Here is a 21,345-nt window from a genome sequence, read left to right as displayed (position 1 = left end):
GGGTGCCGACCACCTGACGTTCTGCCGATCGTCCGCACTACGCGGCGGGCAGCCAGGTGCGGGCCGCCGTGACCAGGGCGGTCACGCCGTTGCGCAGGGTCGGGTCCGGGACCGGGGCGTAGTGCGGGGAGTGGTTGGACGGCACGGTCAGGAGCGCGGGGTCGCTCATGTCGCCGGTCGTGAACAGGGCCGGGTCGGTGCCGCCGAGCAGCCAGTACGACAGGGGCGCGCCCGCGCTCGTCGCCAGGATGCCCACGTCCTCGCTCCCCGCCCCCGCCCCGGGATCGAGCAGGTTCCCGGGGCCGAGCCACGAGCCGAAGGCGGCGAACGTCCGGGCGAGAGCGGCATCGTCGTTGACGACGACGGGGAACCGCTCGATCGGGGTGATCGTGGGCTCCTCGGTCGCACCGGCGGTGATCGCCTCCCCACGCACGATGCGCTCGACGGCGTCGAGGATCCGCTGCCGCACCGCCTCGTCGTAGCTGCGGATGTTGAGCTGCAGCTCGGCCTCGCCGGGGATGACGTTGGCGGCGTCGCCGGCGTGGATCGAGCCCACGGTGAGCACGGCGGTGGCCGTGCTCGGGATCTCGCGCGAGACGACCGTCTGCAGGCGCAGCACCGTCTCCGCCGCCATCACGATCGGGTCGACCGACGCCTGGGGCATGGAGCCGTGCGCCCCGCGGCCGGCGAGCCGGACCTGGAGCGAGTCGGAGCCCGCGTACGACGCGCCGGGATGCCCCGCGATCTTGCCCGCCGGCAGCGGCGCCACGTGCTGGCCGAGCACGACGTCGGGGGTCGGAAAACGGTCGTAGAGGCCGTCGTCGACCAGCGCCTGGGCACCCTGGCCCAGCTCCTCGGCGGGCTGGAACACCACGAGCAGGGTGCCGGCCCAGCTCTCGCGGGCGTGCGCCAGCACGTCGGCGGCGCCCAGGAGGCACGTGGTGTGCAGGTCGTGCCCGCAGGCGTGGTCGACCGGGACCGTCTTCCCGGCCGCGTCCGTCGCGGTCGCGGTGCTCGCGTAGTCCAGGCCCGTGTCCTCCTTGACCGGCAGGGCATCCATGTCGGCGCGGAGCAGCGCCGTCGGACCTGGGCCGTTCCGCAGGACGCCGACCACGCCGGTCTTGGCGACGCCCGTCGTCACCTCGAACCCGGACGCCGTGAGCCGGTCGGCGACGATCCGCGCGGTGCGATGCTCCTGGAAGCCGAGCTCGGGATGTCGGTGCAGGTCCTGGTACAGGTCCGTGAGCGCCGGGTCGAACGGGACGTCCTGATGTGGGGTCATGGCGGTCCTCCGTCGTCCGTCCCCACGCTAGGCGCAGCCCACGCGCCCCGCCCGCGGGGTGTCCGGCGGGCGGTATCCGCACCCTTGCCGAGCGCTCGGCGACCACGAGGGCGCCGGACACGGCAGGATGACCTCATGTCCGACGCCCCCGTCACCCTGAGCCAGGTCGCCCGCGAGGCCGGCGTCTCGCTCGCCACGGCGTCGCGCGCGATCAACGGGAGCGCCACGCGCAGCGTCCGCGAGGACCTGCGCGAGCGCGTCCTGGAGGCCGCACGCCGCCTCGCGTACTCGCCCGACCCCAGCGCACAGGCCATGGCCCGCGGCCGCACCACGGCGCTCGGGCTCGTGGTGCACGACATCGCCGACCCGTACTTCTCGACGATCGCCGCTGGTGTGGCGCGCGCGGCGGAGCAGGCCGGCCTCATCGTCACGCTCGCGTCCACGGAGCACAGCTCCGAGCGCGAGCTCGCCTTCGTCGAGCTCGCGCGGCGCCAGCGCTCGCGCGCGATCATCCTGGCGGGCGGCCGGCTGGAGCCGGCGGAGGGGCCGGCGGACGGCGGCGCGGCGGCGCCGAGCGGCGACGGTGGGGCGGCGGACGGCGGCGGTGCGGCGGCGGACGGCGGGGGCGGTGCGCCGGCGTCCGACGACGCACGCCCCGCCCAGGGCGCGCTGGAGGCCGCCCTGAACGCGTTCCAGGAGGCCGGGGGCGGGGTCGCGCTGGTCGGCCAGCCGATCGGCGGCCTGCCCGTCGTCGAGATCGCGAACGCGGCCGGCGCGGCCGACCTCGCCCGCGCCCTGCACGACCACGGCTACCGCCGGTTCGCCGTGCTGGCCGGCCCAGCGGGCCACCGCACGGCGGCGGACCGGACGAGCGGCTTCACCGGAGCCCTGGCGGAGCTCGGCAGCCCCGTCGCGCCCGACGGCGTGCTGGCCTGCCCGTTCACCCGCGACGGCGGGTACTCCGCGATGCGCGACCTGATCGAGCGCACCGGCGGGCTGCCCGAGCTCGTCTTCGCCGTCAACGACGTCATGGCGGTGGGCGCGATGGCCGCCGTCCGCGACGCGGGCCTGAGCGTGCCCGACGACGTCGCCGTGGCCGGGTTCGACGACATCCACACCCTGCGCGACGTGTCTCCCGGGCTGACGACGGTGCGGATCCCGCTCGCGGAGGTCGGCGAGCTGGCGACCGACCTGGCGCTCGGCAAGGCGGGCGACACGAGCACGCCGGTACGCGGCGAGGTCGTGCTCCGGGCGTCGACGCCGGCCCTGTTCGGCAAGGAGCGGAGCGCCTGACCCCAGCCGCTGCCGGAGGCTCGCACCCGAGCAGGTTGCGGGGCCGGGGGGCGCGGGCTGATCTCGGCACTCTGCTGCGGACGTTGCGCGCCGGCTGACATCGGCAGCCTGCTGCGGATGTCGTGGGCCGGCTGACGTCGGCAGTGTCCTGCGACGTCGGCAGTTTGCATCGAGGTCGGCACAGGCCTGTGCCGACCTCGATGCAAACTGCCGAGTCTGCGATGCAAACTGCCGACCCGCGGCCCCGCCTCTCACCCCGGCCCCCATGTACTCCCCCGGATCCGTGCGCTATTCTCGCCTGGAAAGCGCATTCCCACGACGATGGAGTCTCGCCCGTGACCACACTTCGCATCGCCATGAACGGCGTCACCGGCCGCATGGGCTACCGCCAGCACCTCGTGCGCTCGATCCTGCCGATCCGCGACCAGGGCGGCGTCACGCTCCCCGACGGTTCGCGCGTCCAGGTCGAGCCCGTGCTGGTGGGCCGCAACGCGGACAAGCTCAAGGAGCTCGCGGCCCTGCACGACGTCGAGCACTGGACCACCGACGTCGACGCGGCCATCAAGGACGCCGACATCGTGTTCGACGCCGCCATGACCAACCTGCGCCCTGCGACGCTGTCCAAGGCGATGCAGCAGGGCAAGCACGTCTTCACCGAGAAGCCGACCGCCGAGACCCTCGCCGAGGCCATCGAGCTCGCGCGGCTGCAGGCCACCACGGGCGTGACCGTCGGCGTGGTGCACGACAAGCTGTACCTGCCGGGCCTGGTCAAGCTGCGCCGCCTGGTGGACGAGGGCTTCTTCGGCCGCATCCTGTCGCTGCGCGGCGAGTTCGGCTACTGGGTGTTCGAGGGCGACTCGCAGCCCGCCCAGCGCCCGTCGTGGAACTACCGCACCGAGGACGGCGGCGGCATCACCACCGACATGTTCTGCCACTGGAACTACGTGCTGGAGGGCATCCTCGGGCAGGTCAGGACGGTGACCGCGAAGACCGCCACGCACATCCCGACGCGCTGGGACGAGCAGGGCCGCGAGTACGCCGCGACCGCCGACGACGCCGCGTACGGCATCTTCGACGTCACCACCCCGGGCGGTGACGACGTCGTGGCGCAGATCAACTCGTCCTGGGCCGTGCGGGTGTTCCGCGACGAGCTGGTCGAGTTCCAGGTGGACGGCACGCACGGATCCGCGGTGGCGGGCCTGCGCGAGTGCCGCGCCCAGCACCGCGCGCACACCCCCAAGCCCGTGTGGAACCCGGACCTGCCGGTCACCGAGCCGTTCCGCGACCAGTGGCTCGACGTCCCCGCGAACGCCGACCTCGACAACGGCTTCAAGCTGCAGTGGGAGGAGTTCCTGCGCGACGTCGTGGCCGGGCGCCCGCACCGCTACGACCTGCTGTCGGCCGCGCGTGGCGTGCAGCTCGCGGAGCTGGGCCTGCAGTCGTCGGCCGAGGGCCGCCGCATCGACATCCCGGAGATCACCCTGTGAGCGGGACAGGGAGCGGGGTCGCCGTCGTCCTCCCCCTGTTCGACGCCGCGGGCCGCCTCAGCGGCTCCGAGGCCGTCGAGCTGAACGCCCCCGGCCCCTGGACCACGCCGTCGGACCCGATCACCTCCCGCATCGCCTTCGCGGCCGCCCACGTGGTGCCGCAGGTCGGGGCGGAGAACGTGCCGGGCGCGCCCGCCGTCGTCGACTGGGATGCCACGCTCGCCTACCGGCACCGCATCTGGGAGCACGGGCTCGGCGTCGCCGACGCGATGGACACCGCCCAGCGCGGCATGGGCCTCGACTGGGCGGCGACCCAGGAGCTCGTCCGCCGCTCGGCGGCCGAGGCCGCCTCCGTGGGCGCGCGCGTCGCGTGCGGCGCGGGCACGGACCAGCTCGACCCCACGGTCGTCGCGGCGCTCGAACCGGGCGACGCCGGCCTGGCCGTCGTCGCCGACGCCTACCGCGAGCAGGTGGGCGTGGTGCAGGACGCCGGGGCGCAGGTGATCGTCATGGCCTCCCGCGCGCTGGCCCAGGTCGCCCGCGGGCCCGAGGACTACGCCCGCGTCTACGACGCCGTGCTGGCCGAGGCCGACCAGCCCGTGGTGCTGCACTGGCTGGGCACCATGTTCGACCCTGCGCTGGCCGGCTACTGGGGCTCCGACTCGGTGGACGACGCCACGAAGACGTTCCTCGACCTGATCCGTGCCCACCAGCCCCGGATCGACGGGGTCAAGGTGTCGCTGCTCGACGCCGCGCACGAGGTGGGGCTGCGCCGTTCGCTGGCGGCGCTGCCGGCGTCGGACGACGGGGTGCGGCCCCGGCTGTACACCGGTGACGACTTCAACTACCCGGAGCTCATCGCGGGCGACGAGCAGGGCCACTCGGACGCCCTGCTCGGCATCTTCGCGGCGATCTACCCGGCGGCCTCCACGGCCCTGCAGGCGTTCGACGCCGGGGACGCCGCCCGCGGGCACCAGATCCTGGCCTCGACCGAGGCGCTGGGCCGGCACATCTTCGCGGCGCCCACGTACTACTACAAGACCGGGATCGCGTTCCTGTCCTGGCTCAACGGCTTCCAGCCCGGGTTCTCCCTGGTGGGCGGCCTGCACTCCGGCCGGTCGCTCGCGCACCTGGTCGAGCTGGCCCGCCTGGCCGACGGCTGCGGCATGCTGCTCGACCCGCCGCTGGCCGCCGCGCGCCTGCGGGCGTTCCTGACGACGAACGGGGTGACCGCATGAGCAGGGCCTCCCTGAACACCGCCACCGTCAAGCACGCCTCGCTGGCCGAGGCGTGCGAGGCGGCGGCGGCGACGGGCTTCGGCGCCGTCGGACCGTGGCGCGACGTGGTCCAGGCCGTGGGTGCGCCGCAGGCGGCGCGCATCATCGCCGACGCCGGGCTGCGCGCGTCGTCCCTGTGCCGCGGCGGGTTCCTCACCGCGGCCGACGACGCCGGCATTCGCGCCGCGCTCGACGACAACAGGCGGGCGATCGAGGAGGCCGCGACGATCGGCACCGCGGAGCTGGTCTTCGTGGTCGGCGGCCTGGTGGGCTCGACGCCGGGCGGCGCCCCGACGTCGGACGTGGACCGCGACCTGGTGGCCACGCGCGGCCGGGTGGCCGACCGGATCGCCGACCTGGTGCCGTTCGCCGCCGAGCACGGCGTGCGGATCGTGCTGGAGCCGCTGCACCCGATCTTCGCCGCCGACCGGGCGGTGATCTCCACGCTCGCGCAGGCGCTCGACCTGGCGGCGCCGTTCGCGGCGTCGGAGGTGGGCGTGGTCGTGGACACCTATCACGTGTGGTGGGACCCGGCGCTCCGCAAGTCGATCGCGCGGGCCGGGCGGGAGGACCGCATCGCGTCGTACCAGGTGTGCGACTGGGCGCTGCCGCTGGCCGCGGAGCCGCTGAACTCCCGCAGGCATGTGGGCGACGGGTACATCGACTTCGCCACGATCACGGGCTGGGTGCGCGACGCCGGCTACGTGGGCGACATCGAGACCGAGATCTTCAACGAGGAGATCTGGGCCCGCCCGGCCGCGGAGACGGCGGCGACGGTGCTGACCCGCTACGACAAGCACGTGGCCCCGCACCTGTAAGGACGCCGAATTCTCTTCGAGGCCCGGGTTTCTCCGCTTTGAGCCCTGTCAAAGCGGAGAAACCCGGGCCTCAAAGGGAAGTACCGAGTCCTGTGACCGGGCGGACGGGTCAGCGGGGCAGCGTCGGCGCCGAGCGCGCCGACGGCGGCGCGGCACGCAGGACGAAACGGCAGACGCCCCAGGTCGCGAAGAGGAGCGGGGCGGCCGCGAAGCCCAGGCCCACGGCCGGGCGGGTCGCGACGACGCCCGCCAGCAGGCCCAGGACGACCAGGGCACCAGCCGACAGATACCAGCGCCGTACCCCGAGCACGAGCGCCGCGAGCAGCACGTCCCGCAGTCGTGCGCCCGGCATCTCGGGCACGGCGGCCAGCGCGAGGAGCGCGGTCAGCACCGCCACGGCGGCCAGCGTGACCAGCACGGGAATGGCGGCGGCCCCCGCCGTCCGGCCCCAGAAGAAGGCCATGTCGACGGCGGCCACCACCACGGCGCCCGTCGCGAGCGCCCCGATCGCCAGGCCGCGGCGCAGGTGCCGGCGCCAGGCGCGGGCGAAGGTGCGGACCACCGCCGTCGACCCGTCGGCGCTGAAGGCGCCGAACACCACGAAGGCCGCGACCAGGGCCGGGCCCAGCAGCGGCGCCGCCAGGGCGGCCAGTGGCCAGGTCGTGGCGACGTCGGTCGCCACGACCAGGACCACCAGGGGCAGGCAGGCGACCGCCAGGAGCAGGTTGGTCATGAGGCCCGTGTAGACGGTGCCGAACACCAGCTCGTAGGTCTCGGGCCCGAGCAGGGTCCGCCGACGGCGCGGCGCGGCCGCGCCGGCCGCCCCGGCCGCCGCTCCGGCGGAGCCCGACGCTCCCGCGATCCCCACGGCACTCACCCCTTCACGCCCGTCGTCGCGATGCCCTGCACGAAGTACCGCTGGCCGAGCAGGAAGATCAGCGCGATCGGCAGGACCGACAGCACCGAGCCCGTCATGATCAGCGCGTGCTCGGCGTTGTACTCGCCGATGAACGACTGGAGGCCGATCTGGATGGTCCACAGCTCGCGGTCGCGCAGGTAGATGAGCGGCCCGAGGTAGTCGTTCCACGTCGAGACGAACGTGATGATCGTCAGCGACGCCAGGGCCGGGACCGACAGCGGCATGATGATGCGCCACCAGATCCCGTACTCGGAGAGCCCGTCGATGCGCGCCGCCTCCGACAGCGAGTCGGGGATCGACTCGTAGTACTGCTTCATGAGGAACACGCCGAAGGCGCCGAACGCCTGCAGCAGCATGATCGCCCACAGGGTGTTGTTCAGGCCCCAGCTCGAGAGCATCTGGAACTGCGGGATCATGTACGACTGCCACGGCACGGCGATGGTCCCGATGTACAGCAGGAACAGCGCGTCGCGGCCAGGGAAGCGCATCTTGGCGAAGCCGTAGGCGGCGAAGCTGCCGGTCAGCACCTGCAGTGCGGTCACCGCCAGGGACACCACCAGGGTGTTGCGCACCCAGGTGACCATGTCGGCCTTGACCCAGATGTCGACGTAGTTGCTCCACTGCACCGGGTCGGGAATCCACTGCACGGGTGCGGTGAACACCTGGTTGTTCATCTTGAGCGACGAGATGATCATCCAGACGAACGGCAGCATGATGCCTGCCGCGGCGACGATCATCACCGCGTAGAGCAGCACCCGGCCAGACCTCTGCAGGGGGGACGTGCGGGCCGCCATCACGCCTCCTTCCGCTTGTTGTACAGGAACTGCACCACGGTCACGGAGATGCAGATGAGGAACAGGACGACGGCGACGGACGAGGCGTACCCGAGCTCGAACTGCTCGAAGCCCTTCTGCCAGATGTACTGGCTGAGCACGAGGCTCGCCTGACCCGGCCCGCCGTCGGTCATCACGAGGATCAGGTCGAAGACCTTGAAGCTCTGGATGGTGACCATGACGGTCACGAAGAACATGGTGGGCCGCAGGCAGGGCAGCGTGACGTTCCAGAACCGCTGCCAGGCACCGGCCCCGTCGATCCGGGCCGCCTCGTGCAGCTCGCCCGGCACGGTCTGCAGGCCGGCCAGGAACAGGAGCATGTAGTAGCCCATGTCCTTCCAGGTGCCCACGATGATCACCGCGGGCATCACCCAGTCCTTCGAGACCGTCCAACCGGGTAGGTCGCCCCCGACGAAGAGGCCGATGAACTGGTTGATCGGCCCGTACTCGGGGCTGAACAGCATGTTCCACACCACGGCGACCGCGACGATCGAGGTGATGTACGGGAAGAAGGCCACCGTGCGGAAGAAGGCGGCGCCGCGCAGCTTCTGGTTGAGCAGCAGCGCCAGGCACAGGGACACCACGATGGTCAGGGGGATGTGCAGCGCGGCGTAGTAGAACGTGTTGCCGAGCGCCTTGTGGAAGCTCTTGTCCCCGACCAGGCGCGTGAAGTTGTCGAGGCCGACCCATTCCGCGTTGCCGAAGATGTTCCAGTTGGTCAGCGAGAAGTAGAACAGCGCGAGCACCGGGCCGAGGGTGAGCACCGCGAAGCCGAGGAAGTTCGGCAGGATGAACGTCCAGCCGATCAGGGCGTTGCGGATCTTGAGCGACGTGCGAGGCGCCCGGAGGGGCGGGCGCCCGGGCTGCGTGAGCCCGAGCGTCCGCCGGTCGTCGGCGACAGGAGTCGCCATCAGCCGACCTCGTTGGCGACGCGCTCCTCGGCCTCGGTGATCGCCTCGTCCACCGGGGTGGACTCCGACATGATCGCCGAGTGCATCTCGCCGAGGATGGTCTGGATGGCCGCGGTCTTCTCGCCCACCGGGTTCTCCGGCAGCGTGTCGTGCGTCGTGTAGGCGAAGCGGGACAGGTCGTCCTGCGGCACGCCGTCGAGCGCGAAGATCGCGTCGGCCACGGTGTCGTCGATCAGGGCCGGCGTGATGCCGATCTCCGCGAGCGCGGCGGCACCCTCGGGGCCGGCGGCGAACCGCAGGAAGTCCTTCGCGGTCTCGATCTTGGACTCGTCGATGTTCGAGCTGATGCCCATGGTCGTCGGGTCACCGAACGTGGCCGGGGTGTTCTCCGTGCCGGTCGTGGACTCGTCGAGCTGCGGGATCGGCGCGATGCCCCACTCGAAGGTGTCCGCCGCCCCCGACGCCTGCTCGGCGACCAGCGTGCCGATGTACCAGGAGCCCATCGGGAGCATCGCTGCCTTCTGGGTGCCGAACTGCGACTGGTAGGCCAGCTCGTTCGTGGTGACCGTCGCGAACGACGGCTGCGAGCCGTTGTCCTGCAGCGCGAGCTGCCGCTCGTAGTACGGCGCCAGGTACGAGAAGTCGCCGCCGTCCAGCGTGGCCCCCTCGGTCTGCGCGAGCGCGAAGCCCTGCACGGTGGACTGCCAGCTGTGCAGGTAGGTGCCCGTGACCTCCTTCTCGCCGATGCCCTTGGTCAGCTTCTCGGCGGCCTCGGCGTAGTCGTCCCAGGTCCAGGAGCCGTCGGGCAGGTCCACGCCGGCCTTCTCGAACAGCGCCTTGTTGTAGTAGAGCAGCCACGAGTCCTGGCGGTAGGGCACCGCGTAGGTCTTGCCGTCGACGGCCATCGGCTCCAGGCCGCCCGTCGCCGGGTCGAGCTCGCCCGCCACGTCGGAGACGTCGAGCAGCGTGCCGCCCTCCTGGAACGTGATGTAGTTCTTGAGGTTCTTCACGATGAAGATGTCGGGCGCGGCACCCGCGGACAGGTCGGCCGTGAGGGCCGTGTCGTAGTCGTCGCCGGCCGGGTACTCCTTGAGCTCCACGGTGACGTCCGGGTTCGCCTCGTGATAGGCGTCCGCGAGCGTCTGGAACTCCGGCGTGGACGCGAAGTCCCAGCCGGCCAGGCTGATGGTGACCGGGCCCTCGGCGGCCGCGGGCTCGTCCTGTCCGCCGCACCCCGTCAGGGCCAGCGAGGCGGCGGCGGCGATGCCGAGCGCGCTCATGATCTTGCGGTTCATTCCTACTCTCCTTCGAGTGAGTCGTACTGCGACGCCCCGGTGACGAACCACCGGGTGCGTGTGGTCAGGGCAGGGTTGCCGTGGTCCGTTCCCCGTCCGGCCAGGTCACGACGGCCTGTCCGGCGGTGAGGTCGAGCTGCGGTGCGGCGGCCGGGGCCGTCGGCGCGTCCTGGTCGTCGGCGGAGGCCCGCCCGAGGCGGACGGCGACGCCGGTCCAGCCCTCCGGCACCGGGGCGTACCGCAGCCAGGGGGTGGTCGTCGGGCCCGCGAGCGGGGTCGCGTCCTCGGCCGTGGCCGTCCCGCTGACCGGCGCGATGTCGCCCAGCAGCGGTACGAGCGTCGAGTCGAGGCCGGGCCCGGCGGCCCAGCCGCCGATCCGGAGCGCCGTCGCCCGGGCGTCGACGCCGTCCGCGGCCCGGACCAGCCGGACCTCCCAGGCGCCGCGCACGATCGAGACGGTGGTGATCCGCCCGGCGGCGGTGGCGACCCCGGGCCGCCCGGACCCGTGGTCGGGCGCGTCCGGATCGGCCTCGACCCAGTGCGCGGAGGCCACGGAGGCCAGGGCCACGGCCGGTCCCGTCGTCTCGACCGGGACCGGTTCGAAGCCCGTGCGGTGGGTCGCCCCGTCCGCCGCGTCCAGGAGCGTCACCGACTGGTCCAGCGGGGAGCTCCAGCCGTCCGCGTCCAGCAGCGGGGACGTCGCGGTCGAGTAGCCGAGCCGCGCGTACAGGGGCGAGTCACCCCCGTCTGCCCCGGGCAGGGCGTGGTCGGTGCCGTGGTTGACCACGCGCACGATGCCGTCGTCACGCGTGGCGCTGATCGCCCAGCCGGGCGCGGCGGCCACGGTGAGCACGTCGCCGACGTCGACCGGGAGCAGCTCGGGGGCCGCCGTCCACACCTCGTGCGCGGCGGGCAGGGCGAGGCCCAGGAGGCCCTTGCTCGCCCAGTACGGCGAGCCGGTGCCGCTGTACCGCTGCGCGAGGGGGCGCCACGCGTGGTGCCAGCCGAGGGTCAGCAGGCCGCCGTCGCCGGGCACGTCGTGGTCGGCGAAGTGCCGCACGATGCGTGTCGCCGCCTCGCGGAGCTGCCCCGGCCGGCCCACGCCCGACACGGCGCCGGCCCAGAACGGCGCGGCGGCCGCGAAGCGGTACGTGAGGCTGCGGCCCTGCAGCAGCGGGGAGCCGTCGGCGCCCACGAGCGCCAGGGCGTCGTCGAGGTAGCGGGCCAGGTGCTCGCGGTCGGACGCCGAGCGCACGGCCAGGTCGTCGCCCGCCGCCGCCGCGACCTCCGCGGCCCCGGACATCCGCGCCCACAGCGCGGGGTACAGGTGCAGCGCCCAGCCGGCGTAGTGGTCGAAGCTGCGCTCCGGGCCGTCGGCGAACCAGCCGCCCGGACGGCGGAACCGGTCGTGCGCGGCGAGGTCGCGGGCCACGTCGTCCGCGGAGAACGGGCCGCCCACCGAGCGCAGGAAGGTCTCGACGACGATCCGGAACCAGACCCAGTTGTTGTCCGGGTAGTCCTCGTCGCCCACCACGGTCCCGAGGTAGTCGACCACGTGCTCCTGCGCGGCGGCGTCCATGCGGTCCCAGATCCAGGGCCGCGTCAGGTCGAGGATCAGGGCGAGCGAGGCGGCCTCGACCTTGGCCTGGCCGTGCTCGTCGGGCCGGGTCCAGCGCTCGGGGTGCGCGGGGTCGGTGCCCGCCGCGAGGCCGGCCGCGTACCGCTCGGCGAGGCCCGTCGGGTCGGCGCCGTCCTCCCCCGCGAGCCGGAAGCCCGCGAGCAGGAACGTGCGGGCGAAGCCCTCCAGCCCGTCGACGGCGGTGCCGTACCCGCCCGGGGTGCCGGGCAGCGTGATGAGCGAGCCGCTCGGCGACGCGTACGGCTCGACGGCGGCCAGCAGCCGGTCGGCGTAGGCCGCGAGCCAGGCGCGGGCCTCGGGGCCGGACGCGCCCGCGCCGGCCGGGACGGACGAGATGTGGTCGGTCATGCGACGAACTCCATGTCCTCGCGCGTCACGGCGCTGCGGGACGCCTCGCCCCGCGCGTACAGCTCCAGCTCGTCGAGCGCGGCCGCGGTCATGCGGCGCGCCTCCGTGCCGAGCGACCCCGCGATGTGCGGGGTGATCATGACGTTCGGCAGGTCGTACAGCACCGACGACGCCGGCAGCGGCTCGGGCTCGGTGACGTCGAGCATCGCGTAGATGCGCCCGGTCTCGCACGCGCGCTCCAGCGCCGCGGTGTCGACGACGGCGCCGCGGGCGGTGTTGATCAGCGTGGCGCCGTCCGGCAGCAGGGCGAGCTCGCGCGCGCCGATCAGGTTGCGCGTCGAGGGCAGGTCGGGGGCGTGCAGGGAGACGATGTCGGAGGCCGCCAGCAGCTCGTCGAGCGGCACCAGCCGCGCGCCGGCGGCGGCCACGGCGGCCGGGTCCGCGAGCGGGTCCGCCACGAGGATCTCGCGGGTCTCGGGGCCGGAGCCCGGCACGGTCAGGCGCGCCACCACCTGGCGGCCGGTCCGAGAGAAGCCGACGATGCCGACGACCCGGCCGCGGTTGGACAGCTCGCCGTGCTCGCCCAGGTAGGACCAGTCGTCGCGGCGCTTGCGCGCGATGTTCGCGAGGAACGGCGCCTTCTTGCCGGCCATCAGGATCGCGGCCACCGTGAACTCCGCGACCGGCAGCGCGTTCTCGACCACCGCGTTGGTGACGAGCAGCCCGCGGTCCCAGACCGCGTCGGACACGAGCGACCGGACCGAGCCCGCGCAGTGCAGCACGGCGCGCAGGTTCGGCGCGAGGTCGAGCACGTCGGCGGTGATCCGGGGCGCGCCCCAGGAGGTGAGGAGCACCTCGACGTCGGCCAGGCGGGCCTTCGCCTCCGGGGTGTCGTACGCGGTCACACGGGCGGGCTCGCCGAGCCGCGCGATCGCGCGCAGCCGGGAGTCCTCGTCCGGGCCGAACTGCATACGCAGTGCCCGATCGTCCATGACGAGCAGGGCCTCAGGTCGCCGCACCACCGCGCTCCTCTCCATCGAGTCCGCGTTCGCCTGACCGTTCAGACGAACAATTCCGATCACCTACGATCGAACGATGGCCCATTGAAGCCCACCCGGCTGGCCGTTGGCAAGCCCCTGGCGTTCGGGAAAGAGTTCCACTACGATCATTTTCGATCATAGGAGATACGCACATGACAGCACCGTCGCTGCCTGCGCCCGACGTCACGGCCCGGAGCCTCTGGGCCGGGCCGCGTGTGGCGGGCGCCCTCGCCCCCACGCTCGCCGCCGCCGACGCCGAGCGCGGTACCCCCTGGCCGCAGACCCTGGCCTCGCAGTACGCCCGGTTCTTCCGCGACGGCGTCCGCACGGTCTACGAGGCGCAGGTCGCGGCCCGGCAGGCGCGGCTGACCCGCGCCACGCTCGCGGCCCTCGTCGACCCGAGCGACGAGCGCGTCGACGAGGTGGTCGACGGCGTGCTGCTGCTGTGCGAGCAGTCCTCGTGGTGCTGGGCCGCCCACGACGACACGTTCGACCGGTTCGGCCGGATCACGCCCACCGTCACCGAGCCGTACCTGGACCTCGGGGCGGGCGAGGTGGCCGCGCAGCTCGCCTGGGTCGACCACCTGCTCGGCCCGGCCCTCGACGAGCGCGCACCCGGCGTGCGCTGGCGGGTCCGGCAGGAGGCGCAGGCCCGCGTGCTGCGGCCGTTCACGGAGCGGCGCGACTGGTGGTGGCTCGGCGTCGACCACCCGATCATGAACTGGAGCCCCTGGATCCAGGGCAACGTGCTCGCCGCCAACCTCGCGCTGGAGGAGGACCCGGACCGGCGCCGGGCCACCTCGGCGCTCGTCGCCGAGGGCATCGCCGCGTACTGGGCGTCCCTGCCCGCCGACGGCGGCGTCGACGAGGGCTACCACTACTGGTGGCAGGGAGCCGCCCGGGCGCTGGAGGCGCAGGACCTGCTCGCGTTCGCGGGGATCGAGCCGGCCCGGGAGGCGCTGGACCGGATCCGCGCCACCGTGGCCTTCCCGCACGCCATGCACCTCGGCGGCGACTGGTACGTCAACGTGGCCGACGGCGCCGCGCGGCCGCTCGCGACCTGGCCCTGGAACGTCGTGCACGCCTGGGCGCTGCGCGTGGGCGACGACGCGGCGGCGCAGCACGCGGCGTCGTACCGCGGGCGGCCCGGCGGGCTGTTCGACGAGCGCGCCTCCCTGCCGCGCGCCGTGGGCCTGCTGACCGGCTCCTGGGCGGACGGCCCCGCCGCCGTGCCGCCGCTGGCGGGGCGGTCCGTGTTCCCGGCGACGGGCATCGCGGTGGCGCGCTCCGCGCCCGGCTCGGCGCGCGGCGTAGCGGTGTCGGTCAAGGGCGGGCACAACGACGAGAACCACAACCACGTGGACGTCGGCTCGGTGATCGTGGCGCTCGACGGCGTGCCGGTCGTCGTGGACGCGGGCAAGCCCACCTACCGGGCGGGTACCTTCGGGCCGGACCGGTACGACCTGTGGGTGGTCCGGGGCGACTGGCACAACGTCCCGCGGGTGCGCGGGGTGGAGCAGGCCCCGGGCCCGGAGTTCGCCGCCCGCGCGTTCGAGGTGGCGGACGGCGGAGCCGGCGCGGCCGACAGCACCCACGCCGGTGCCGCGGCGGGCTGGCGGGCGCGCGTGGACCTGGCCGGGGCCTACCCGGTCGCCGGCCTGGAGCACTGGTGGCGGGACGTGCGGCTGGACCCGGACGCCGAGACGGTGACCGTCGAGGACTCCTGGCGGTTCGCGCCCGCGGAGCCCGGCACACCGGACGGTCCGACGGCGTGGCACTGGCTGCTCGCGGGCGACGTGACGCTCACGCCCGGCCGGGCGGTCGTCCGGTTCGCGCCGGACGGTGTCCCGGACGGGCCGCCCGGCCGTACGCTCGCCCTCACCTGGGACGTCGCGGACGTCGACGCCGAGCTCGACGTGCGCGTGCTGGACGACCGCGAGCTGTCCGCCGTATGGGGTGAACACCTGACCCGGTTGCGACTCACGGCGCGCGCAGAGGCGCCGTCGGGCACGTTCCAGGTCACCATGAGACCCACCGGGTCGGGATCGCAGGAGGTTGCATGACGCAGGAAGCGCCGCTCCCGAGCGAGCGTCGGGCGCGCCTGATCGCGCGGGTGCGGGAGACGGGTTCGGCACGCGTGAGCGACCTGTCGCGCGTGCTCGGCGTGACGCCCGTGACGGTGCGGCGCGATCTCGCCGTGCTGGTCATGGACGGCGCGCTGGAGAAGGTGCACGGCGGTGCGCGGATCCCGGCCCGCACGGCCGGGCGGCAGGACGTCGAGGACGCCGCCGACGCCGGGCAGCCGACGATCGGCGTGGTCGTGCCGTCGCTCGACTACTACTGGCCCGAGGTGATCCGCGGCGCGCGCGGCGCCGCGGACGGCTCGGCGCGGCTGATCCTGCGCGGCGGGTCCTACGACGTGGACCAGATCCGGCACCAGCTCGCGGCACTCGTCGGGGACGACGGCGGCCCGGGGGTCGACGGCCTGCTCGTGGCGCCGCCCGCCTCCGGGCCCGACGCCACCGAGCTGGGCGACTGGCTCGCCGGCCTGGACCTGCCGGTGGTGCTGATGGAGCGACGCCTCGTGGGTGGCCCGTACCGCGAGCCGCTGGAGTCGGTGGCGACCGACCACGCGCTCGGCTCGGGCACGGCGGCACGCCACCTCGCGGAGCGCGGGCACCGGCAGGTGGGCCTGGTGACGTCGCGGACCAGCCCGCACTCGGCCGCCGTCCGCCGCGGTTTCCTCGCGGCGGCACCGGACCTGGAGTTCGACGTGGTGCTCGACCTGGAGACGGCGCCGCTGGGCGACCCCGCGTGGGCCGCCGACGCCGCGTCCGTGCTGGACCGGTGCGCGGAGACGGGCGTGACGGCGGTGCTGGTGCACTCCGATCGGGAGGCGATCTCGCTGGTGGAGCTGGCGCGGGAGCGCGGCGTGCGGGTGCCCACGGACCTCGCGGTGGTCGCCTACGACGACGAGGTGGCCGCTCTCGCCGACCCGCCGCTCACCGCGGTGAGCCCGCCCAAGGCAGCGATCGGCGCGGCTGCGGTGGAGCTGCTGACGCGCCGGCTCGCGGACGCCGACCGCCCGGTGCACCGGATCGAGCTCAGCCCCCGGCTGATCGTCCGCGCGTCGAGCGCGGGCTCAGGGGTGTAGAGGCTCGGGGTCGTACCGGCGCAGGTGGGTGCTCGCGCGCACGACGTCGCGCAGCGCCGTCAGGTCGCCCGACAGCACCCCGACGGCGCGGGCCTGCACCAGCACGTTGCCGAGCGCCGTCGCCTCGACCGGTCCGGCGACCACGGGCAGCCCGGTCGCCTCGGCGGTGAGCCGGCACAGCAGCTCGTTCCGCGAGCCGCCGCCCACCACGTGCACGGTGTCCACGACCACGCCGGCCAGCGCCGACGCGTTCGAGACCGCCCGCGCCGACGAGGCCGCGAGGCTGTCGAGGACCACCCGGACCAGGGCGGGCCGCGCGGCCGGTCCGTCCGTGGGGAGGTCGACGCCGAGGCGCGCGACCGCGTCCGACACCCGGCGCGGCATGTCGCCCGGGGCGAGGAACTCGCCGCCGTCCACGTCGACCAGGCAGCGGCCGCCCGGCTCGGCGGCGGCCGCCGCCAACAGGCCGGGCAGGTCCACGGGCGCGCCGTCGTCCTGCGCCCAGGCCCGGACGCACTCGTCCAGCACCCACAGGCCCATGACGTTGCGCAGGTAGCGCACGGTCCCGTCGAGGCCGAGCTCGTTGGTGAAGTTCGCCGCGCGGCTCGCCTCGGTGAGCACGGGCGCGGGCAGCTCCAGCCCGACCAGCGACCATGTGCCCGACGAGACGTACGCGCCGGCGGCACCCAGCGGCGTCGCCGCCACGGCCGACGCCGTGTCGTGCGAGGCGACGGCGAGCACCGGCACCTCCCCGAGCCCGGTCGCCTCCCGCACCTCGGGCACGAGGTGCCCGACGACGGTGCCGGGCTCGACGAGCCCCGGCAGCCGGTCCCGCAGCCCAGCGAGCCCGGGGTACTCCGCCCCGAGCCGGTCCAGGAGCTCGCCCGACCAGGTGCGCGAGCGGGCGTCGAGCAGCCCCGTGGTGGACGCGTTGGTCACCTCGGCGACCCGCCGGCCGGTGAGCCGGTACGCGATCAGGTCGGGCACCAGCAGCAGGTGCCGGGCCCGCGCCCACTCCTCGCCGCCGACGCCGGTCGAGACGCCCGCGACGAGCTGGAACTCCGTGGTGAACTGCAGGTGCTGCAGCCCGTTGACGGCGTAGTGGTCGGCGAACGGCACGTGCCGGTACACGTCGTCGGCCACGTGGTCCGTGCGGGCGTCGCGGTAGCAGAACGGGTCCGCCACCAGGTCGCCGGCGTCGTCGAGGAACGCGTGGTCCACGGCCCACGCGTCCACGCCGATCCCCCGGATCTCGACGCCGCGCTCCCGCGCGAGATCGCGCGCGGCCCGCAGCCCGTCGAGGATCCCGCGCCACAGCGCGCGCACGTCCCACCGCAGGGCGCCGTGCTCGTCCGTCCGGGGCCCGTTCGGGAACCGGCCGCACTCGACGAGCTCGACGCTCGGCCCGGTGTGCGCGGCCGCGCCCGACGTCGGCCCGGCCGCCCCGTGCACCACACCAAGCATCACCCGGCCGCTCGTCGCGCCCAGATCGATCGCGACGAACCCCGGCTCGGCGGGGCCGCCCACCGCGTCGCCCACCGCGTCGCCCACCGCCTCGCTCACCGCAGGAACGCCGCTGCCACGCCCGCGTCCACCGGCACGTGCAGGCCCGTCGTGTGCGAGAAGTCGGAGGTGCACAGCGCGAACACGGCATTCGCCACGTTCTCCGGCAGCACCTCGCGCTTGAGCAGGGTGCGCTGGGCGTAGAACTCGCCGAGCTTCTCCTCCGGCACGCCGTACACCGCCGCCCGGTTGGCGCCCCAGCCGGAGGCGAAGATGCCCGAACCGCGCACCACGCCGTCCGGGTTCACGCCGTTCACGCGGATGCCGTACTGCCCCAGCTCGGCGGCCAGCAGCCGCACCTGGTGCGCCTGGTCGGCCTTGGTCGCCGAGTAGGCGATGTTGTTGGGCCCCGCGAACACCGAGTTCTTGGACGAGATGTAGACGATGTCACCGCCCATGCCCTGGTCCACGAGCACCCGCGCCGTTTCACGAGAAACGAGGAACGACCCCTTGGCCATGACGTCGTGCTGCAGGTCCCAGTCGGCCTCGGTGGTCTCGAACAGGGACCGGGACAGGGACAGCCCGGCGTTGTTCACCACGAGGTCCACCCCGCCGAACGCCAGCACCGCTTCCTGGACCGCCGCCCGCACGGCCGCCTCCGACGACACGTCCACGGCCACGCCGACCGCGACGTCCGCCGAGCCGAGCTCGGCCGCCGCGGCCGCCGCCTTCCCGGCGTCGAGGTCCGCCACCACCACGCACGCGCCCTCGGCCGCCAGCCGCGTGGCGATCGCCTTGCCGATGCCCGACGCCGCCCCGGTCACCAGGGCGACCCGGGTCGCCAGGGGCTTGGGCGCGGGCATGCGCCGCAGCTTGGCCTCCTCCAGCGCCCAGTACTCGATGCGGAACTTCTCGGCCTCCGCGATGGGGGCGTAGGTCGAGACGGTCTCCGCGCCGCGCATCACGTTGATCGCGTTGACGTAGAACTCGCCGGCCACGCGCGCCGTCTGCTTGTTCCGGCCGAACGAGAACATGCCCACGCCCGGGACCAGCACGATCGCCGGGTCGGCGCCGCGCATCGCGGGCGGCTCCTCGCCGCGGGCCCGGGCGAGGGCCGCCCCGCGCTCGTAGTACGCGGCGTAGTCGGCGCGGTAGGCCTCGTGCGCGGCCCGGAGCGCGGTCACGGTCTCCTCGACCGTGGCCGACGTCGGGACGTCGACGACCAGCGGCTTCACCTTGGTGCGCAGGAAGTGGTCGGGGCAGCTCGTGCCGAGCTCGGCGAGCGGCACCAGCCGCTCCCGGGCGACGAAGTCCAGCACCGGCCCCGAGTCGGTGAAGTGCCCCACCTGCGGGGCGTCGACGCTGGCCAGACCGCGGATCACGGGGGCGAGCGCGGCGGCACGGGCCCGCCGCTCGGCGTCGGGCAGGGGCTCGTAGCCCGGGCGCACCGCGCCGAAGGCATGGGTGTCGCGGGCCGCGGCCCGGGCCGCGATGAACTCCTCGGCCCGCCGGATGATGTCGAGGGACCGCTCCTCCGCCTCTGCCGAGGTGTCGCCCCACGCGGTGATGCCGTGGCCGCCCAGGATGCAGCCGACGGCCTGCGGGTTGGCCGCCCTGATGGCCGCGATGTCGAGGCCGAGCTGGAAGCCCGGCCGGCGCCACGGCACCCACACGACGTCGGAGCCGAAGATCTCGGCGGTCAGCTTCTCGCCGTCGGCGGCCGCGGCGATCGCGATGCCGGCGTCGGGGTGCAGGTGGTCCACGTGGGGCGCGTCGACCAGGCCGTGCATCGCCGTGTCGATCGACGGCGCCGCGCCGCCCTTGCCGTGCAGGCAGTAGTCGAACGCGGCGACCATCTCGTCCTCGCGCTCCTCGCCCGGGTACACGTCCACGAGGGCGCGCATCCGGTCCAGCCGCAGCACGGCCAGGCCCTGCTCGGTGAGCGTCCCGAGGTCGCCGCCGGAGCCCTTGACCCACAGCAGCTCGACGGGCTCGCCCGTCACCGGGTCGGTGGCGGTGCCCTTCGCGGACGTGTTGCCGCCCGCGTAGTTGGTCACCCGGGGGTCGGAGCCCAGCCGGTTCGACCGGCCCACGAGGTCCTCGACCACGCCGGCTCCGCTGACGCCGTTCATGCTCCCCATCCCGCCTGCGCGCCACCGACGCGCTCGCTCGCGATCTTCTCGGCATAGCCCGACGCCGCGAAGGCCGCGGTCGGGTTCGGGTCCAGCCCCATCTCCTCGCGCACCTGCGCGACGAGCGGCCGGACGTCGGTGTCGTAGGCGTCCATCAGCACGCCGTGCGCGCCGAGCACGTCGCCGGCCCGCTGGGCGGCCTCCAGCGCCTCGACGTCGACGAGCAGCGCCTTCGCCGTCGCCTCCTGGACGTTCATGACCGACCGGATCTGCGCCGGGATCTTCGGCTCGATGTTGTGGCACTGGTCGAGCATGAAGTTGACGCCGCTGTCCGGGGCGTGCGCCCCGGCGGACACGATCTCGTGCATGATCCGGAAGAGCTGGAACGGGTCCGCGGCGCCGACCATGAGGTCGTCGTCGGCGTAGAACCGGCTGTTGAAGTCGAAGGCGCCGAGCCGGCCCTGGCGCAGGAGCTGCGCCACGATGAACTCGATGTTGGTGCCGGGCGCGTGGTGGCCCGTGTCCAGCACGACCTTCGCCCGGTCGCCGAGCGCCAGGACGTGCAGCAAGGAGGTGCCCCAGTCCGGCACGTCGGTGACGTAGAAGGCAGGCTCGAAGAACTTGTACTCGAGCACCATGTGCTGGTCGTCGTCGAGCGCGGCGTAGATCTCGGCCAGCGACTCGGCGATCCGGTCCTGCCGGGCCCGGATCGAGTCCTGGCCGGGGTAGTTGAGGCCGTCCGACAGCCAGACCTTGAGGTCCTTGGACCCCGTGGCCCGCATGACGTCGATGCACTGCTTGTGGTGGTCCACGGCCTTGGCGCGCACCCTCGGGTCGGGGTGGGCGAGCGAGCCCAGCATGAAGTCCTCGTCCTGGAAGACGTTGGAGTTGATCATGCCGATCTGCACGCCCAGGTCCGCGGCGTGCCGGGCGAGCACCTCGAAGTCGTCGACCAGGTCCCAGGGGATGTGCAGGCTGACGCGCGGGGCCACCCCGGTGTACCGGTGCACCTGGGCGGCGTCGGCGATCTTCTCGAACGGGTCACGCGGCACACCCGGCTGGCTGAAGACCTTGAACCTCGTGCCCGAGTTGCCGAAGGCCCAGGACGGCAGCTCGATCGTCTGCTGCCGGAGCGCGGACCTGGCCGCCTCGACACGTGTGGATGCCGCCATGGCGTCCTCCCTCTCCGCGCACGCCTTCGTGCGCACCTTGAAACGATTCATTCGAAGCCTATTCCGCGACCGCCCAAGGGTCAAGACACCACAGGCCCAGACGAGGCGCGTGGGCGGTAGTTCGTCAGGTGATCGGCAGCCCGGGCTGCCGATCACCCAGCGGGCCAACCCGCCCCCCCCGCCCCCGCGGGGGGGAAGCCCGCGGGGGCCCCCCGCCCCGGGAGGGGTGGGACACCCACCGG

At 73.8% G+C, this 21,345-nt stretch carries 16 protein-coding genes; 6 read left to right on the top strand and 10 right to left on the bottom strand.

The window, feature by feature from the left end:
• Positions 1-37: 37 nt before the first annotated feature.
• On the bottom strand, positions 38-1,282 hold the full coding sequence (locus ACIPN7_RS03690) for an amidohydrolase (RefSeq protein WP_400538075.1): 1,245 nt from the start codon (positions 1,280-1,282) through the stop codon (positions 38-40).
• Between the two features lie 135 nt (positions 1,283-1,417).
• Between ACIPN7_RS03690 and ACIPN7_RS03685 the strand changes: the two genes are divergently transcribed.
• The 4 genes from ACIPN7_RS03685 (at position 1,418) to ACIPN7_RS03670 (ending at position 6,157) form a co-directional block, all read left to right on the top strand.
• Positions 1,418-2,575: a LacI family DNA-binding transcriptional regulator gene (locus ACIPN7_RS03685; RefSeq protein ID WP_400538074.1), complete on the top strand. Its 1,158-nt coding sequence runs from the start codon at positions 1,418-1,420 to the stop codon at positions 2,573-2,575.
• Between the two features lie 356 nt (positions 2,576-2,931).
• Positions 2,932-4,062, top strand: a complete 1,131-nt coding sequence (locus ACIPN7_RS03680) for a Gfo/Idh/MocA family protein (RefSeq protein ID WP_400539147.1) — start codon at positions 2,932-2,934, stop codon at positions 4,060-4,062.
• A gap of 35 nt (positions 4,063-4,097) precedes the next feature.
• Positions 4,098-5,300, top strand: coding sequence for a dihydrodipicolinate synthase family protein (locus ACIPN7_RS03675; RefSeq protein WP_400539145.1), 1,203 nt, complete (start codon positions 4,098-4,100; stop codon positions 5,298-5,300).
• The gene (locus ACIPN7_RS03670; RefSeq protein ID WP_400538072.1) at positions 5,297-6,157 is read left to right on the top strand and encodes a sugar phosphate isomerase/epimerase family protein; all 861 of its coding nucleotides are present in this window, start codon (positions 5,297-5,299) and stop codon (positions 6,155-6,157) included. The genes ACIPN7_RS03675 and ACIPN7_RS03670 overlap by 4 nt, the downstream gene beginning before the upstream one ends.
• A 109-nt stretch (positions 6,158-6,266) precedes the next feature.
• Here the strand turns inward: ACIPN7_RS03670 and ACIPN7_RS03665 are convergent, their stop codons facing one another.
• The 6 genes from ACIPN7_RS03665 to ACIPN7_RS03640 form a co-directional block, all read right to left on the bottom strand.
• Positions 6,267-7,025: a ferredoxin-NADPH reductase gene (locus ACIPN7_RS03665; RefSeq protein WP_400538071.1), complete on the bottom strand. Its 759-nt coding sequence runs from the start codon at positions 7,023-7,025 to the stop codon at positions 6,267-6,269.
• 5 nt (positions 7,026-7,030) lie between these two features.
• Positions 7,031-7,870 (bottom strand): carbohydrate ABC transporter permease, encoded by an 840-nt coding sequence (locus tag ACIPN7_RS03660; protein WP_400538070.1) that lies wholly within the window; start codon positions 7,868-7,870, stop codon positions 7,031-7,033.
• The gene (locus ACIPN7_RS03655; protein WP_400538069.1) at positions 7,870-8,820 is read right to left on the bottom strand and encodes a carbohydrate ABC transporter permease; all 951 of its coding nucleotides are present in this window, start codon (positions 8,818-8,820) and stop codon (positions 7,870-7,872) included. Before ACIPN7_RS03655 ends, ACIPN7_RS03660 begins: the two co-directional genes overlap by 1 nt.
• On the bottom strand, positions 8,820-10,115 hold the full coding sequence (locus tag ACIPN7_RS03650) for an ABC transporter substrate-binding protein (protein WP_400538068.1): 1,296 nt from the start codon (positions 10,113-10,115) through the stop codon (positions 8,820-8,822). Before ACIPN7_RS03650 ends, ACIPN7_RS03655 begins: the two co-directional genes overlap by 1 nt.
• A gap of 64 nt (positions 10,116-10,179) precedes the next feature.
• Positions 10,180-12,102: a DUF2264 domain-containing protein gene (locus tag ACIPN7_RS03645; RefSeq protein ID WP_400538067.1), complete on the bottom strand. Its 1,923-nt coding sequence runs from the start codon at positions 12,100-12,102 to the stop codon at positions 10,180-10,182.
• Positions 12,099-13,121 carry a hydroxyacid dehydrogenase gene (locus ACIPN7_RS03640; protein WP_400538066.1) on the bottom strand — a complete coding sequence of 341 codons (1,023 nt, stop codon included), beginning with the start codon at positions 13,119-13,121 and terminating at the stop codon, positions 12,099-12,101. Before ACIPN7_RS03640 ends, ACIPN7_RS03645 begins: the two co-directional genes overlap by 4 nt.
• A 173-nt stretch (positions 13,122-13,294) precedes the next feature.
• Here ACIPN7_RS03640 and ACIPN7_RS03635 point away from each other — a divergent pair, with 173 nt between their 5' ends.
• Together ACIPN7_RS03635 and ACIPN7_RS03630 are read left to right on the top strand one after the other, a co-directional pair.
• Positions 13,295-15,205, top strand: a complete 1,911-nt coding sequence (locus ACIPN7_RS03635; protein WP_400538065.1) for a heparinase II/III family protein — start codon at positions 13,295-13,297, stop codon at positions 15,203-15,205.
• Complete coding sequence (locus ACIPN7_RS03630; RefSeq protein WP_400538063.1) at positions 15,202-16,296, top strand: substrate-binding domain-containing protein; 1,095 nt, start codon at positions 15,202-15,204, stop codon at positions 16,294-16,296. The genes ACIPN7_RS03635 and ACIPN7_RS03630 overlap by 4 nt, the downstream gene beginning before the upstream one ends.
• On the opposite strand, the gene ACIPN7_RS03625 is transcribed toward ACIPN7_RS03630, so the two are convergent.
• The 3 genes from ACIPN7_RS03625 to rhaI all read right to left on the bottom strand — a co-directional run bounded on the left by ACIPN7_RS03625 (position 16,285) and on the right by rhaI (position 21,103).
• Complete coding sequence (locus ACIPN7_RS03625; protein ID WP_400539143.1) at positions 16,285-17,760, bottom strand: rhamnulokinase family protein; 1,476 nt, start codon at positions 17,758-17,760, stop codon at positions 16,285-16,287. The genes ACIPN7_RS03630 and ACIPN7_RS03625 overlap by 12 nt on opposite strands.
• Positions 17,761-17,855: 95 nt before the next feature.
• Positions 17,856-19,931, bottom strand: a complete 2,076-nt coding sequence (locus ACIPN7_RS03620) for a bifunctional aldolase/short-chain dehydrogenase (RefSeq protein ID WP_400538061.1) — start codon at positions 19,929-19,931, stop codon at positions 17,856-17,858.
• A complete protein-coding gene (rhaI, locus tag ACIPN7_RS03615) occupies positions 19,928-21,103 on the bottom strand; it encodes an L-rhamnose isomerase (RefSeq protein ID WP_400538059.1) in 1,176 nt (391 codons plus the stop codon). The genes ACIPN7_RS03620 and rhaI overlap by 4 nt, the downstream gene beginning before the upstream one ends.
• Positions 21,104-21,345 lie beyond the last annotated feature (242 nt).

Origin of the sequence: Promicromonospora sp. NPDC090134, assembly GCF_044746965.1 — a bacterium.
GTDB lineage: Bacteria > Actinomycetota > Actinomycetes > Actinomycetales > Cellulomonadaceae > Promicromonospora.
Note: the sequence above shows the minus strand (reverse complement) of the source record. Positions and strands in the feature narration are given on the sequence as shown.